We start from the raw sequence: 14583 nt of genomic DNA, 5'->3' as shown, positions 1-14583 counted from the left end.
AAAATACAAAAGCTACAAAAAAGCAGCAGAAACAAAGGGGTTTCTGTTGTTTTTTTACATTACAAGTCAAAAAAATAACAATTTTCCTTATTTCAAACAAAATTTTACTTATTTCTTTTGAGAATCCATGTTAGAATGTCAACATAAGGAGGGACGAGTAAATAATAGAAAGGGAATTCTAAAATACCATTTGCCTTGAGTATTTTCATTGATTTGAGAAATGAAAGAAAGAGGAAAATAAGAATGAAAAAACCTTTAGAAGAAAACGGTATTCACCGTGCGAAATTATGGGAGATAGGATTCTATGCACTGAATAATACTTCCACAAATATTTACATGATGTTGATGAGCTATATCAGCTATTATCTGATTGGTATCGTAGGTGTTGGTGCGGTACTGGCAGGTTCTTTTGTAACGATTATGAGAATCTGGGATGGTGTGACTGACCCATTTGTCGGATATTTCGTAGATAAGACAAATTCAAAATTTGGTAAGAATAGACCATTTATTGTAATTGGACAGATTATTTTGTTTGCATCATCTTTCGTGCTATTTAATGTAACACCGAGTATCCCGAAGGCAGGAAGATTTCCATTCTTCATCGCAATCTATATGATTTACATTATCGGGTATACTTGCCAGTGTGTTGTTACAAAATCAGCACAGTCTTGTTTGACAAATGATCCGAAGCAGAGACCAATCTTTGCAATGTTCGATTCCGTATATAATATTTTGGCAATGAGCATGATCATTCCTGTTTATATTTCTGGAACATTGATTCCAAAATTTAACGTGACAGACAAAGCTGGCAACGTGACACTTTCTGCATTTTATAATCCAGAGATGTTCCACCATCTTCAGTTGGTATTTGGTGGAATTGCAGCAGTTTTCGCAGTTCTTGCAATTATTGGTTTGTGGAGAAAAGACCGTCAGGAGTACTTTGGAACAGGTGAAACTGTAAAAGTTGGATTCAAAGATTACATCGATGTGCTTGCACATAACCGTGCAATCCAGATGCTTGTTGCTTCTGCATCTTCAGATAAGCTGAGCAACTCTATGGCAACAAATGCTACGATCATGATTACATTGTTCGGTGTTATTTGCGGAAATTATGCATTATACGGATCTGTTTCAGCTATTACATCGATCCCAATCTGTATTTTATCTATCCTTGGTATGGGTGTGATCGCAAGAAACTTAGGACAGAAGAAAGCTCTCGTGATCGGAACAGCAGGATCTATTATATTTGCTTTGGGATTATTCCTGTTAATGTATCTGGGAGATCCTACTTCTATGAAACTTCCGGTTGTATCTGGAATTATGGGTGTATTCAAAGGAAGCACATGGTCACTGGAAAACTGGAGTTTATATGGAATTATATTTATGCTCCTTTATATATTAATGCGTGGATTCATGAATGTGGCAGGATCTATTGTTATTCCGATGACAGCGGACTGTGCGGATTATGAAGTATACCGTTCTGGAAAATATGTGCCAGGACTTATGGGAACATTATTCAGCTGCGTGGATAAGATCATTTCTTCACTGGCAGCTACATTTGTAGCAGTTATGTTTGCGGCAATTGGGTTTAAGAAAGAGCTTCCGGTAGAATCAACACCATACAGTGATGGAATTTTCTGGGTGACAATGGCATGCTTTATCGGAGCACCATTGATCGGATGGATCATCAACTTGATCGCAATGAAATTCTATCCACTTACAAAAGAAAAGATGGAAGAGATTCAGGAAGAGATTGCAGCGATCAAAGCAAAAGCAATGGAACAGAAATAGTATTTGCAGAAGATTTATAAAAGGGGGAGGATTCCTGGCTGACAGTCTTTCCCATGGGAGGTAACAGACATGAAAAAAAAGGAAAGACTGGACAGTCCGGAAGACATTAAAAAGTTTTTAGAGTTAGAAAATGAACTACAGAAAACAAAAGAGGCATATGGTATTGAAGAAAAAGAGACTTTGCTGCAAAAATTCGCAGGGTGGTATCAAAACCTGATCAACAGCAGAGAAAAGAGGCTGGTAAGCCGTAAAACATACATATGGCTGGCAGTGCTCACAGGATGGATGGGGGGACACCGCTTCTATACGCATCAGTATAAGACAGCGCTTATCTACCTGTTGACATGCTGGGCGGGATTTCCGTTCGCTATGACGGTGGTAGATTTAATGATCGTCATCCCTATGAAGCCAGATGAGAACGGAAAAGTATTGATTTAAAATTTTAGAAAGAGGTGGAAGAAATGGAACATATTTTAATTTCTGGATTTGCAGATGAGATTAGTCCGGATTTTGATGAACAGCTTCGTGTTGTGACTTCTCTTGGAATGGAGTACATTTCTCTTAGAACAGCAGACGGGAAAGGCATCGCAGATTATACAGCAGAAGAGGTTGAGGAAAAGCTTCTGCCAAGATTGCGGGAAGCAAATGTAAAAGTTTCTTCTCTGGGATCTCCGATTGGTAAGATTAACGTAGATGATGAAGAAGCATTTGAAAAACAGCTTGTGCAGATGGAAGAACTCTGCAAAATCTGTAAAGTGCTTGATTGTAAATATATTCGCATGTTTAGCTTCTTTATTCCGGAAGGAAAGAATGCCGATGATTACAAAGAGATTGTTATTGAAAAATTAAAGAAGTTTGATGCGATCGCAGCAAAATATAATGTTGTTATGATCCATGAAAATGAAAAAGCTATTTATGGTGATATCAAAGAACGATGCAAAATCATTTTAGATGCACTTGGAAGCCCGCATTTCAAATCGGTATTTGATTTTGCGAATTTCGTACAGTGCGGGGAAGATACAATGGAATGCTGGGAATTGCTCCGTGACCATGTCGCATACATCCATATTAAAGATGCTGTGACAACAGATAAGGAGAATGTTCTTTGCGGAACAGGTGAAGGAAAGATTGCAGAAATCTTAAAAAGAGCGATCAAAGAGGAAGGTTATCAAGGCTTCCTGACATTGGAGCCGCACCTGGTACTGTTTGATGCACTTCAGTCTCTTGAGACAGAGAATGCAGAAAATATTATTAAAGAAAATAAAGCAAAAGATGGTGCAGAAGGTTACTCCATGCAGTATCATGCTTTAATAGATATTTTAGATTCCATAGAGAAATCAAACTAAGGAGGAATATAAACATGGAAAAAGTAAGATTTGGTTTAATTGGTATTGGTGCGCAAGGTGGCGCGTATGCAGGATTTTTATCAGGAAAGGGTGGATTCCCAGGAATGCCGGCACCAGAATGCCCACCGCACTGTGCATTAGGAGCACTTTGTGATATCGATCCTGAGAAGGAAGCAATGTGCAAAGAAAAATATCCGGAAGTTCCTTTCTTCAAAGATTGGAAAGAGATGGTTGCTTCTGGAACAGTCGATGCAGTAATCACAACTGTTCCACATTATTTACATACAGAAATCGCAATTTACTGTCTGGAACATGGAATGAACGTACTTGTAGAGAAACCAGCAGGGGTATATGCAAAATCTGTTCGTGAGATGAACGAGTGTGCAGCAGCTCACCCAGAGGTAGCTTTCGGAATCATGTTCAATCAGCGTACAAATAAATTATATCAGAAAGTAAAAGAAATCGTTGCTTCCGGAGAACTTGGAGAAATTCGTCGTTCTAACTGGATCATCAACTCATGGTGGCGTCCGGACAGCTACTACCGTCAGAGCGACTGGAGAGCTACATGGGGCGGAGAAGGTGGAGGTGTCCTTGTAAATCAGGCTCCTCATCAGTTAGACTTATGGCAGTGGATGTGTGGAGTTCCAAGCAAAGTATATGCAAAGATCATCTGCGGAGCTCACAGAGATATTATCGTTGACAACGATGTAACAATCGTCACAGAATATCCAAACGGAGCAACAGGAAGCTTTATCACATGTACACATGATCCAATCGGAACAGACCGTTTTGAGATCGACTTAGACGGTGGAAAGATTGTTGTGGAAGACAGCAAGAAAGCAACTGTATACCGTCTGAAAAAATCAGAAAAAGAATTAAATGATACAATGTCTATGATGGAACTTGTAAAACTGACTCAGGGAAATTCTTCAGGAGCAGACGGACTGTACGACATCGAAACATTTGAGAACACAGATGGATGGGGAGTACAGCACACAACTGTTATGGAAGATTTTGCAAAACACATCATCGAAGGAACACCGTTATTAGCTCCTGGAGCAGACGGAATCAATGGAGTAAACCTTGCAAATGCAACACTTCTGTCAAGCTGGTTAGGAAAAGAAGTAGAACTTCCTGTAGACGAAGATGTATATCTTGCTGAATTAAATAAGAAAATTGCAGAGGAAGGAAAATTCCCAACACGTTAATTTCACAATTGAAAATGGGAGGAGTTAGGATGAAGAGAGCAGCGATCATTGGATTAGGGGATATTTCCCAAATTCATATTGCGGGTATTCTTGCGAATCCAGAAATAACACTCTGCGGACTGTGCGACATCAATCCGGAGGCCAATCAAGGGCTTCCGGAAGGTGTCCCTTTCTTTACAGATTACAAAGAAATGGTAAAACAGACACAGCCGGACTGTGTCCATATCTGTCTGCCGCACTACCTGCACTATCCGGTTGCAAAAGAAGTAGCTGAGATGGGATGCAATGTATTTTGTGAAAAGCCGGTAGCGCTTACGACAAAAGAAGCGGAAGAATATGTAAAATTAGAAGCAGAGCATCCAGAGCTTCATATTGGAATTTGTCTCCAGAATCGCTTGAATGAGAGTGTGGAGATGTTAAAAGAGCTGATTGACAGTGGAAAATACGGAAAAGTTACAGGAACAAGAGGAATTGTCCCATGGTATCGCGCAAAGGAGTATTACGATATCAAACCGTGGCGCGGGAAATGGGAAACTGCCGGCGGCGGATGTATGATTAATCAGTCTGTGCATACACTGGATCTTTTATATTTTCTTGGTGGAACTATCAAAGGGGTACATGCTTCGGTAAGTCAGCTTTTAGATTATGGAATTGAAGTTGAAGATACTGTGACTGCGAGACTGGAATATGAAAATGGTGCAAGAGGTCTGTTTTTTGCAACAAACGCTAACCATAAAAATGAATCTGTACAGATTGCAGTTCAGCTCGAACAAGGAGAATTTCTGATTCGGGATAATGTACTTTATGAAGTGCAAGAGGATGGTACCCAGAAAAAACTGATCGAGGATGAGAAGATGCCTGGAAGCAAGTTTTATTATGGTGCGAGCCATAGTAAACTGATTGCCAGATTCTACAAATGCCTTGAGGATGGAACAGATAATTATATCAAAGTGAAGGATGCAAAGATGAGCATTCAGTTGATTGATGCGATCCAGGAGTCTGGAAGAACAAACAGTTATGTGCCTGTGCGATAAAATGTCTCATGCAAAAGATCATTTTTACCAGGCTGTGTCATGACGAAAGAAGATAACGGATTGTTTTTATAAGTAGGAGGAACATTGATGAAAAAAGGATTAATTGGTATTCAGATGAGTACAATCAAAGATAAAATTGCAGAATTAGGTGCATATGGAACATTAAAAGCATGTGCAGAGCTGGGATATCACTGTGTGGAAGTATCTCAGGTTCCGATGACAGAAGAAAACGTAGCAGGAATGAAAAAAGCATGCGAAGAATTCGGAATTAAGATTGCAGCGCTCAGCGCAGCATTAGAGCCGATGATGCCAGGAATGCCAGGAGAATACCTTACAACAGATTTTGACAAAATCGTAGCTGATTGTAAGACATTAAACTGCGATATGCTTCGTATCGGTATGCTTCCGATGACATGTATGGGAAGCCGCGAAAAAGCGCTTGATTTTGTAAAACGTGCAGATGAGGTTGCTGGAAGATTAAAAGAACATGGAATTGATTTATACTACCACAATCATCATGTAGAGTTTGTAAAATATGATGGAGAATACTTATTAGACATCATCAAGAACAATACAAAACATATGGGATTTGAGTTAGATATCCACTGGATTCACAGAGGAGGAGAAAATCCGGTAGAGTTTATTAAGAAATATGACGGACGAATCCGTCTGCTTCACTTAAAAGATTACAGAATCGGTGAAGTAAAACTTCCAGAAGGAAAATTTGATCCTGAAACATTTATGGCTGCATTTACAAGCAATGTAGAATTTGCAGAAGTTGGAGAAGGTTCTCTTCCGGTAAAAGAATGTATCGAAGCAGGTCTTGCAGGAGGAAGCGAGTACTTCTTGATCGAGCAGGATGCAACTTATGGAAGAGATCCATTTGAAAGCTTAAAGATCAGCAAAGCAAACCTGGAAAAACTTGGATATGCTGACTGGTTTAATTTAGATTAATCTAGGAATAGAAAAAGAAAATAAAACAGACAGGGAACGAAACGATCCTGTGACAAAAAATCGCTTTATGGGTAAACATAAAGCGATTTTTGTGATAGAGGGAAGTACAAAAAATTATATTGATTTTTGCAGAGATGTCTAGTAATATTATTAATAGTAATGCTGGGAGGAATGAATATGGCTGATTTAACAAAAGTAGTTCTGGATGCAATGGGCGGCGATCATGCACCTGGTGAAATGGTGAAAGGTGCTGTGGATGCCGTCAGCAGACGTCAGGACATTAAAGTTTTTCTCGTCGGACAGGAAGCTGTGGTCAGGGAGGAACTTGACAAGTATACATATCCGAAGGAGCAGATCGAGGTTGTCGGCGCCACTGAAAAAATCGAGACGGCAGAGCCGCCGGTTATGGCAATCCGCAAGAAGAAGGATTCATCGATTGTTGTTGGGATGAATCTTGTAAAGAAGGGAGAGGCAGATGCTTTTGTCTCTGCTGGAAATTCTGGTGCAGTTCTTGTCGGAGGGCAACTGATTGTTGGAAGAATTAAAGGCGTGGAGCGCCCGCCGCTTGCACCGTTGATTCCAACAGAAAAGGGTGTCTCTCTTTTGATTGACTGCGGGGCAAATGTGGATGCAAGACCGTCACATTTAGTGCAGTTCGCAAAAATGGGATCTGTTTATATGGAGAATGTGATGGGAATCGCGAAGCCAAGAGTCGCAATTGTTAATATCGGTGCGGAAGAAGAGAAAGGAAATGCACTTGTAAAAGAAACATTCCCACTGTTAAAGGCATGTAAGGATATTCATTTTATCGGCAGCATTGAAGCAAGAGAGATTCCACATGGGATGGCAGACGTAATTGTCTGTGAAGCGTTTGTCGGGAATGTTATCTTGAAGTTATACGAAGGTGTCGGAGCAGCGCTCACAAGCCAGATAAAAAAAGGGATGATGTCTACATTGAGAAGTAAGATTGGTGCACTGTTAGTAAAACCAGCTTTGAAGCAGACATTGAAATCGTTTGATGTCAGTGAACATGGTGGGGCACCGCTTCTCGGATTGAATGGACTTGTCGTGAAGACGCATGGAAGTTCTTCGGCAAAGGAAGTTTCCAATTCTATCATACAGTGTGTGACTTTCAAAGAACAGAAGATCAATGAGAAGATCAGAGAGCACATTCAGAAAGAAGAAAAGCAAAAAGACGAAACAACATCCTAAAAATCAAGTGGAATAACAGAAAGGAAATCAAGTTATGGAATTCGAAAAATTACAGGAAATTATTGTGGACGTATTAAATGTAAATCCGGATGAGATCACAATGGATACAACTTTTGTAGATGATCTCGGAGCAGATTCGCTGGATATTTTCCAGATCATTATGGGAATTGAGGAAGCATTTGACATTGAAATCGCAAATGAAGATGCAGAAAGCATTGTAACAGTTGGGGATGCAGTAGAACAGATCAAGAATGCTACAAACTAACAGCAGGCGATATTTCTATTATTTTATAAATGAGAAAGCCCATCCGGGCTTTTTCGTTTTATCAGAGGAGAATCAGAATGCAGAGATTAAAGGAATTAGAAAAAAAAATCGGTTATACATTTCAGAAAAAAGAATTGCTTCAAAAGGCGATGATGCACAGTTCTTATACAAATGAAAAACATATGAAAAAGCAAGACTGCAACGAACGGTTGGAATTTCTCGGAGATGCGGTATTAGAACTTACAACGAGTGAAGCACTCTTTTTTGACAATCCTTCTATGCCGGAAGGTGAATTGACGAAAACGAGGGCAAGTATTGTCTGTGAGCCTGCGCTTGCATTTGTTGCAAAGGAATTGATGTTGGGAAGTTATCTTTTACTCGGAAAAGGTGAGGAAGCAACTGGTGGACGGCAGCGAGACTCAATTACTTCGGATGCCGTGGAGGCATTGATCGGAGCGATTTATTTAGATGGTGGTTTTGCTAGTGCAAAAGAGTTCATTCAAAAATTTATTTTGTCAGATCTGGAAAACAAAAAGCTCTTTTATGATAGCAAGACTATCCTTCAAGAGATGGTTCAGGCGAAATTTACAGAAAATGTAAGATATGTGCTTGAAAAGGAGGAAGGTCCAGACCATAACAAATCTTTTACAACGTCTGCCTACATTGGAGAGGAATGCTACGGAACCGGAAGTGGAAGAACAAAAAAAGCTTCTGAGCAGGAGGCGGCATATCAGACGATTTTGATGCTGAGAAAGAAAGAACAGTAGGTGGAAGATGTATTTAAAAAGTATCGAAGTGCAGGGATTTAAGTCTTTTGCGAATAAGATTTTGTTTGAGTTCCATAATGGAATTACAGGGATTGTAGGACCAAATGGAAGTGGAAAAAGTAATGTCGCTGATGCAGTGCGCTGGGTGCTGGGAGAGCAGAGGGCAAAGCAGCTGCGTGGAGGATCGATGCAGGATGTTATTTTTTCGGGGACAGAGAACCGCAGACCCTTAAGTTATGCTTCGGTTGCAATCACATTGGACAATGCGGATCATCAGCTTCCGGTTGACTATCATGAAGTGACTGTCACAAGAAAGTTATACCGTTCTGGGGAAAGTGAATATCTGATCAATGGAACTGCTTGCAGGCTGAAAGATGTGAATGAGCTTTTTTATGACACCGGGATTGGGAAAGAAGGGTATTCGATCATCGGGCAGGGCCAGATTGATAAGATTTTAAGTGGAAAGCCGGAAGAGCGGAGAGAGCTTTTTGATGAAGCGGCAGGGATTGTCAAATTTAAGAGGCGAAAATATCTTTCTGTCAGAAAGCTGGAAGACGAGAGACAGAATCTCGTTCGTGTCAATGATATTTTGTCAGAACTTGAGAAACAAGTGGAGCCACTGAGAAGGCAGTCAGAAACAGCGAGAATCTATCTGAAGAAAAAAGAAGAATTAAAAATTTATGATATTAATATGTTTTTAATGGATACGATTCGGCTGAAAGAACAGATGGAAACCGCTCAGCGATCTTTTGATGATGCCAACAGAGAACTGACAGAAGCAAAGGAAAAGCAGGAAGCGTTGAAACATGCCTATGAGAAACAAGAACAGAAACTTGCTGAAGCTGAATTGCAGATGGATGGGTGCCGCACAAAGCGAGATGAAAAAACATTGGCAAAACAGCAGGCGGAAAGTCAGATCCAGGTATTGGAGGAACAGATCCGGACTGCGAAGATGAGCGATAGCCATTATGATCAACGTCTTCTGGCAATTGCAAAAGAATTAAAAGAGTATCAGGAACAGAAAGCAGCATTTGCAAAAGAGCAGGAGCAATTGGGAGAAAAGATTTCTGGCGCAAAGATAGAAGAGCGTCAGGTAGAAGAAAATCTAAAGGAAATCCAGACGCAGATCGCAGAACTTCTTGTGGCGGTAGAAAAAAAGAAAAATGATACGATGCAGTTATTGGAAAATCGTGCTGTAACAAAAGCGAAGCTGCAACATTATGATACGATGATGGAGCAGACAAAAGTTCAGCGGGCGCAGATGAATCAGCGACTGATCGAGATGAAAAGCAACTCCGGAGAACAGGAAGCACAATTAAAGAAATATGAGGAAGATTTTCTTGCAGTTCAGGCGGAAATCGAAAAACATCAGGCAGAGAGCAATCGTCTGGAAGATGAGATCGAACAGCTTCAAAAACAGCTGAAAGATCAAAATAAGCAATTACAGATCGGTCAGACAACATTCCATAGAGAGAAGTCAAGACTGGAATCTCTTAGAAACTTGACGGAGCGGTACGATGGCTATGGAGGAAGTATCCGCAAAATTATGGAACGAAAAGAGGAAGAAAAAGGGCTTCTTGGGGTTGTGGCGGACTTGATCAAAGTTGATAAGACCTATGAGATCGCAATTGAGACAGCGCTTGGCGGTAACATTCAGAATATTGTTACGGATTGTGAGGAGACTGCAAAACGCATGATCGATTTTCTGAAAAGGAATAAGTACGGACGTGCGACCTTTTTACCATTGACTGCAATCAATGGAACCTCCGGGATTCGACAACCAGAGGCATTACAAGAGAAAGGGGTTATAGGACTTGCAAGCACACTGGTAGCAGCAGACCCTAAGTATCAAAAGCTTATTGACCACTTACTTGGCAGAACAGTTGTTGTTCATACCATTGAGGATGGAATTGCACTGGCAAGAAAATACAGACAGTCTTTGCGGATTGTGACACTGGAAGGAGAACTGATGAACCCCGGCGGTTCCATGACAGGAGGATCTTTTAAAAATACAAGCAATCTTTTGAGTAGAAGGCGCGAGATTGAAGAGTATGAGAAAGCGGTAAGAAGGCTGTATCAGGAGATGCAGCAGATGCAATCTGCTGTGATTCGGGATAAAGAGAAGAGGACAGCTTGTTATGCAGATCTTGAAAAAAATCGAGAAATTCTTCAAAACCTGTATGTGAAACAAAATACGGTAAAGATGAATCTTGCACAGGCAAAGGAGCGACAGGGAGAAACGAGCCAGGCATTTACCGATATTCATCAGGAGGGAATGCGGCTGGAACGTCAGATGGCAGAAATTTTTGAAAACAAAGAGTCAATCCAGATGGAACTTGAAACGTCGGAATTACTTGAGAAAGAATTTCAGCGGAGAATCCAACAATTGCAGAAAGAAGTTGAGCAGAAGAAAGAGAAGGAAGCAATCTATCTGAAAAGTGCAGAGGCAGCACATCTCGAGAGTGCTGCACTGGATCAAAAAAATCTATTTTTGCAGGAAAATGTGAAACGAATGGAAGAAGAAATGTTTCGCAGATCGCACGAGGAGGAAACACTTCAAGCCGGAAAAGAACATGCGGCAAATGAGATTGCGGAGCGGGAAGGGCAGATTTTAAAACTACGTCAAACGATCGTACAGCTGAGTGAAGAACTTCATGCAGCAAAAGAGGAACTGGCGTCTTATATGGAGCAGAAAGAGAAACTGCAGCTTGTACAGAAAGAAATTTTCCAGAGCCGGGAAGATTTATCCCGTCATCTTTCTGATCTGGACAAAGAAACTTTTCGCTTGGACAGCAAAAAGACTGCTTTGGAAGAGCAGACTGAAAAGTTGATGGATTACATGTGGGAAGAATATGAACTGACCTATTCTCATGCACTGGAAATGAGAAAAGAAGAGCTGCTTGATCCTGTGCTTCTAAAGAAAGAAATTCAAAGATTAAAAACAGAGATCAAAGCGCTTGGCACAGTCAATGTCAATGCGATTGAGGACTACAAAAATGTACTTGAGCGCTACGAATTCTTAAAAGGACAGCATGATGATCTTGTAGAGGCAGAAAAGACTTTGGTTCAGATTATTGAAGAACTGGATATTGCGATGCGGAAACAATTTGAAGAACAGTTTGCAAAGATCGCAAAGGAGTTCGACAGTGTATTCAAACAGCTTTTTGGCGGAGGAAAGGGAACGCTCGAATTGTTAGAAGATGAAGACATTCTAGAAGCGGGTATTCGCATTATTGCACAGCCGCCGGGGAAAAAACTGCAAAATATGATGCAGCTTTCTGGTGGAGAAAAGGCGCTGACGGCCATTGCACTTTTGTTTGCTATCCAAAATTTAAAGCCATCCCCATTCTGTCTTCTTGATGAGATTGAGGCTGCGCTTGACGATTCGAATGTAACGCGTTTTGCAAAGTATTTACATAAACTGACCAAACATACACAATTTATCGTAATTACGCACAGGCGTGGTACGATGACAGCGGCAGACCGTCTATACGGAATTACGATGCAGGAGAAAGGGGTATCGACATTAGTGTCGGTAAATCTTTTGGAAGATGAGTTAGAGAAGTAGGAGGAAATAGATATGGGAGAAAAAAAAGGATTTTTTAAACGACTGGTATCTGGACTTGCAAAGACAAGAGATAACATTGTATCAGGAATTGACAGCATTTTTAATGGATTTTCAAGTATTGATGAAGATTTCTATGAAGAACTGGAAGAGATACTGATCATGGGAGACTTGGGAATCCATGCGACGATGAAGATCATTGAAGATCTGAAGGCAAAGGTAAAAGAGAACCATATTAAGGAGCCGGCAGAATGCAAGCAGCTTCTGATTGACAGTATCAAAGAGCAGATGAGCATCGGAGATACGGCATATGAATTTGAAAATCGTACTTCCGTTGTTCTTGTCATTGGAGTAAACGGTGTTGGAAAGACGACAACAGTTGGAAAACTTGCAGGAAAACTTCGAGAAGAAGGAAAGAAAGTTGTTTTAGCAGCGGCAGATACTTTCCGCGCAGCAGCAGGGGAACAACTTACCGAGTGGGCGAGAAGAGCAGATGCCTATATGATCGGAGGTCAGGAAGGAGCAGATCCGGCGGCAATCGTTTATGATGCAGTACAGGCTGCAAAAGCAAGAAAGGCAGATGTACTGCTATGTGACACGGCAGGGCGTTTGCACAACAAGAAAAATCTGATGGAAGAGTTAAAAAAGATCAATCGGATCATTGACCGGGAATTTCCGGAAGCATATCGTGAAACACTTGTTGTATTGGACGGAACAACCGGACAGAATGCGCTCGCACAGGCAAGAGAATTTAAAGAAGCAGCAGATATTACAGGAATTGTTTTGACTAAATTAGACGGAACAGCTAAAGGGGGAATTGCTGTGGCAATCCAGTCAGAACTTGGCATTCCGGTGAAATATATTGGTGTCGGAGAACATATCGAGGATCTTCAAAAATTTGATCCGGATGAGTTTGTAAATGCATTGTTTGCGACAGAAGAATAAAAGATAGATGGAGCGGGATTGAAAAATTCCCGCTCCATTGTTATATTGAAATCTGTGTGATAGATGAAGGTTGATTATCATAAGGTGTGGTCCGCTTGATATTTTTCTTATAGCAGCTTGGGGTTACACCAACCGACTTTTTGAACAGTTTTGTAAAATAATTGACATCATTCATTCCTACATTCCATGCCACATCCTGAATTTGCAGATCGGTGGTATTTAATAATTTCACTGCAATGTGTATTCTTTGCTGGTTGATAAATTCCGTCAATGTAATTTCAAGTTCCTTTTTGAAAATGGTTGACAGGTAGTTTGGATTTACATTCAGCACTTCTGCAATTGATTTTAATGAGAGTGGATGATGCAAATTAAAATGGATATAATTCAATGCTTTGCGAATGACTGGGCTATAATTCATCATGGACTGATTTTGAACAAGCAGACAATATCTCCGGATCATATCGAGCATCAAGGCATTTAAATCTTCAACAGAAGAAGAGTCTTCAATTTGTAAGGCATAAGATGTCGAAATTTCATTTAAATAGATAGGATGGACAAAACTCTTTTCAGCTGCTTTTCGGCACAGCGTATTTAAGATTACAAGCCGATTCTTAGCATCACGCAGAAGATCTTTTGTCCGATTCTCAAAGCGAGTGCAGCTAAATGCGTGAAAAGACTTTAGTGCATTTCTCCGGTCTCCTCTGGAAATCGCTTCTAGAAGTTCGTTCTCCATCCGATAACGTTCTTCCATGACATCCATGGAAAGATAGAGCTCCGGCGTGGAAGAAGATTCGTAGCTTACGTCATTTGTTCCCCAGTTTTCAGTGATGAAATGGACCAGGTAAGATTCCGGGCCACCGTATAGATAACTGCCTATTGTGTTGAGTGTGGCGATCATCGTTCGCATTTCCAACTGTGGAATTGTGTTATAGTAAGTACGGAGCGAATCACGCATATTTTCGGAAAGCTGATTTTTCTGAAGAATTTCCGAAAGAAAGGTATCATCCGCAGTTCGGGTGAGAAATGGACCTACATAATAATAACTGTTGGCAATCTCGGGGTGCTTAAAAATGATATAATGTGAATAAAAATTATCTTCCATGAAATAAATAGAATTATCAAATGTTACATTTGGTGCTCCGTAGAGTAGAGTCTGGTAGTCAAAATCGCTCCAAATCTTTCTGCGCAGTCCGAAGTCAATCTGCTCCAAAGATTCAAATGGAGGTGTCAGGACGGCAGAGTGCACTTTGAGTGTAGCGTACAAAAGGTCTGTGAGGAATGCAAAAATATTCGGTTGTTTCATACTCATCTCCTTAAAATTATTCTATATAATAATAAAATACATGAAAATAGTACGAAAATCAATGAGAATTCTACTCTCGCTCAAAAAAAATATGTGTTAAAGTAATAACAAGGTCAAGACAGACCGAATGCTAAAAGTCTTTTTGCCCATCCGACAGTGACACAGGTGTATACCAAGATCTGCTTGTTGCTGG

The 14583-nt window shown here is 40.5% G+C and carries 12 protein-coding genes; 11 read left to right on the top strand and 1 reads right to left on the bottom strand.

Annotated features, from left to right (window positions below; translation table 11 throughout):
* Window positions 1-243 precede the first annotated feature (243 nt).
* The 11 genes from EDD74_RS02805 (at window position 244) to ftsY (ending at window position 13087) form a co-directional block, all read left to right on the top strand.
* Window positions 244-1791, top strand: coding sequence for an MFS transporter (locus EDD74_RS02805; RefSeq protein ID WP_016438603.1), 1548 nt, complete (start codon window positions 244-246; stop codon window positions 1789-1791).
* Between the two features lie 69 nt (window positions 1792-1860).
* Complete coding sequence (locus EDD74_RS02800; RefSeq protein WP_008975395.1) at window positions 1861-2229, top strand: TM2 domain-containing protein; 369 nt, start codon at window positions 1861-1863, stop codon at window positions 2227-2229.
* A 23-nt stretch (window positions 2230-2252) separates the two neighbouring features.
* A complete protein-coding gene (locus EDD74_RS02795) occupies window positions 2253-3137 on the top strand; it encodes a sugar phosphate isomerase/epimerase family protein (RefSeq protein ID WP_116442269.1) in 885 nt (294 codons plus the stop codon).
* A gap of 14 nt (window positions 3138-3151) precedes the next feature.
* A complete protein-coding gene (locus EDD74_RS02790; RefSeq protein WP_008975397.1) occupies window positions 3152-4345 on the top strand; it encodes a Gfo/Idh/MocA family protein in 1194 nt (397 codons plus the stop codon).
* A gap of 29 nt (window positions 4346-4374) precedes the next feature.
* Window positions 4375-5379, top strand: coding sequence for a Gfo/Idh/MocA family protein (locus EDD74_RS02785; RefSeq protein WP_008975398.1), 1005 nt, complete (start codon window positions 4375-4377; stop codon window positions 5377-5379).
* A gap of 87 nt (window positions 5380-5466) precedes the next feature.
* Window positions 5467-6333 (top strand): sugar phosphate isomerase/epimerase family protein, encoded by an 867-nt coding sequence (locus EDD74_RS02780; protein ID WP_016438606.1) that lies wholly within the window; start codon window positions 5467-5469, stop codon window positions 6331-6333.
* Between the two features lie 177 nt (window positions 6334-6510).
* Window positions 6511-7545: a phosphate acyltransferase PlsX gene (plsX, locus tag EDD74_RS02775; protein ID WP_016438607.1), complete on the top strand. Its 1035-nt coding sequence runs from the start codon at window positions 6511-6513 to the stop codon at window positions 7543-7545.
* A gap of 34 nt (window positions 7546-7579) precedes the next feature.
* A complete protein-coding gene (acpP, locus tag EDD74_RS02770) occupies window positions 7580-7810 on the top strand; it encodes an acyl carrier protein (protein WP_008975401.1) in 231 nt (76 codons plus the stop codon).
* Window positions 7811-7887: 77 nt separating this feature from the next.
* Complete coding sequence (gene rnc, locus EDD74_RS02765) at window positions 7888-8577, top strand: ribonuclease III (protein ID WP_009261963.1); 690 nt, start codon at window positions 7888-7890, stop codon at window positions 8575-8577.
* 7 nt (window positions 8578-8584) lie between these two features.
* Window positions 8585-12145: a chromosome segregation protein SMC gene (smc, locus tag EDD74_RS02760; protein WP_116442268.1), complete on the top strand. Its 3561-nt coding sequence runs from the start codon at window positions 8585-8587 to the stop codon at window positions 12143-12145.
* Window positions 12146-12157: 12 nt separating this feature from the next.
* On the top strand, window positions 12158-13087 hold the full coding sequence (gene ftsY, locus EDD74_RS02755; RefSeq protein ID WP_008975405.1) for a signal recognition particle-docking protein FtsY: 930 nt from the start codon (window positions 12158-12160) through the stop codon (window positions 13085-13087).
* Between the two features lie 40 nt (window positions 13088-13127).
* Here ftsY and EDD74_RS02750 read toward each other — a convergent pair whose 3' ends face one another.
* Window positions 13128-14390 (bottom strand): helix-turn-helix domain-containing protein, encoded by a 1263-nt coding sequence (locus tag EDD74_RS02750; protein WP_116442267.1) that lies wholly within the window; start codon window positions 14388-14390, stop codon window positions 13128-13130.
* Between the last annotated feature and the right edge of the window lie 193 nt (window positions 14391-14583).

The organism is Faecalimonas umbilicata, from assembly GCF_004346095.1.
Taxonomy (GTDB): Bacteria; Bacillota; Clostridia; order Lachnospirales; family Lachnospiraceae; genus Faecalimonas; species Faecalimonas umbilicata.
Note: the sequence above shows the minus strand (reverse complement) of the source record. Positions and strands in the feature narration are given on the sequence as shown.

What these genes read in the sequence shown, in the direction of transcription:
- EDD74_RS02805 (WP_016438603.1), top strand. Translation starts at nt 244, where the DNA reads ATGAAAAAACCTTTAGAAGAAAACGGTATTCACCGTGCGAAATTATGG.
- EDD74_RS02800 (WP_008975395.1), top strand. Translation starts at nt 1,861, where the DNA reads ATGAAAAAAAAGGAAAGACTGGACAGTCCGGAAGACATTAAAAAGTTT.
- EDD74_RS02795 (WP_116442269.1), top strand. Translation starts at nt 2,253, where the DNA reads ATGGAACATATTTTAATTTCTGGATTTGCAGATGAGATTAGTCCGGAT.
- EDD74_RS02790 (WP_008975397.1), top strand. Translation starts at nt 3,152, where the DNA reads ATGGAAAAAGTAAGATTTGGTTTAATTGGTATTGGTGCGCAAGGTGGC.
- EDD74_RS02785 (WP_008975398.1), top strand. Translation starts at nt 4,375, where the DNA reads ATGAAGAGAGCAGCGATCATTGGATTAGGGGATATTTCCCAAATTCAT.
- EDD74_RS02780 (WP_016438606.1), top strand. Translation starts at nt 5,467, where the DNA reads ATGAAAAAAGGATTAATTGGTATTCAGATGAGTACAATCAAAGATAAA.
- plsX (WP_016438607.1), top strand. Translation starts at nt 6,511, where the DNA reads ATGGCTGATTTAACAAAAGTAGTTCTGGATGCAATGGGCGGCGATCAT.
- acpP (WP_008975401.1), top strand. Translation starts at nt 7,580, where the DNA reads ATGGAATTCGAAAAATTACAGGAAATTATTGTGGACGTATTAAATGTA.
- rnc (WP_009261963.1), top strand. Translation starts at nt 7,888, where the DNA reads ATGCAGAGATTAAAGGAATTAGAAAAAAAAATCGGTTATACATTTCAG.
- smc (WP_116442268.1), top strand. Translation starts at nt 8,585, where the DNA reads ATGTATTTAAAAAGTATCGAAGTGCAGGGATTTAAGTCTTTTGCGAAT.
- ftsY (WP_008975405.1), top strand. Translation starts at nt 12,158, where the DNA reads ATGGGAGAAAAAAAAGGATTTTTTAAACGACTGGTATCTGGACTTGCA.
- EDD74_RS02750 (WP_116442267.1), bottom strand. Translation starts at nt 14,390, where the DNA reads ATGAAACAACCGAATATTTTTGCATTCCTCACAGACCTTTTGTACGCT.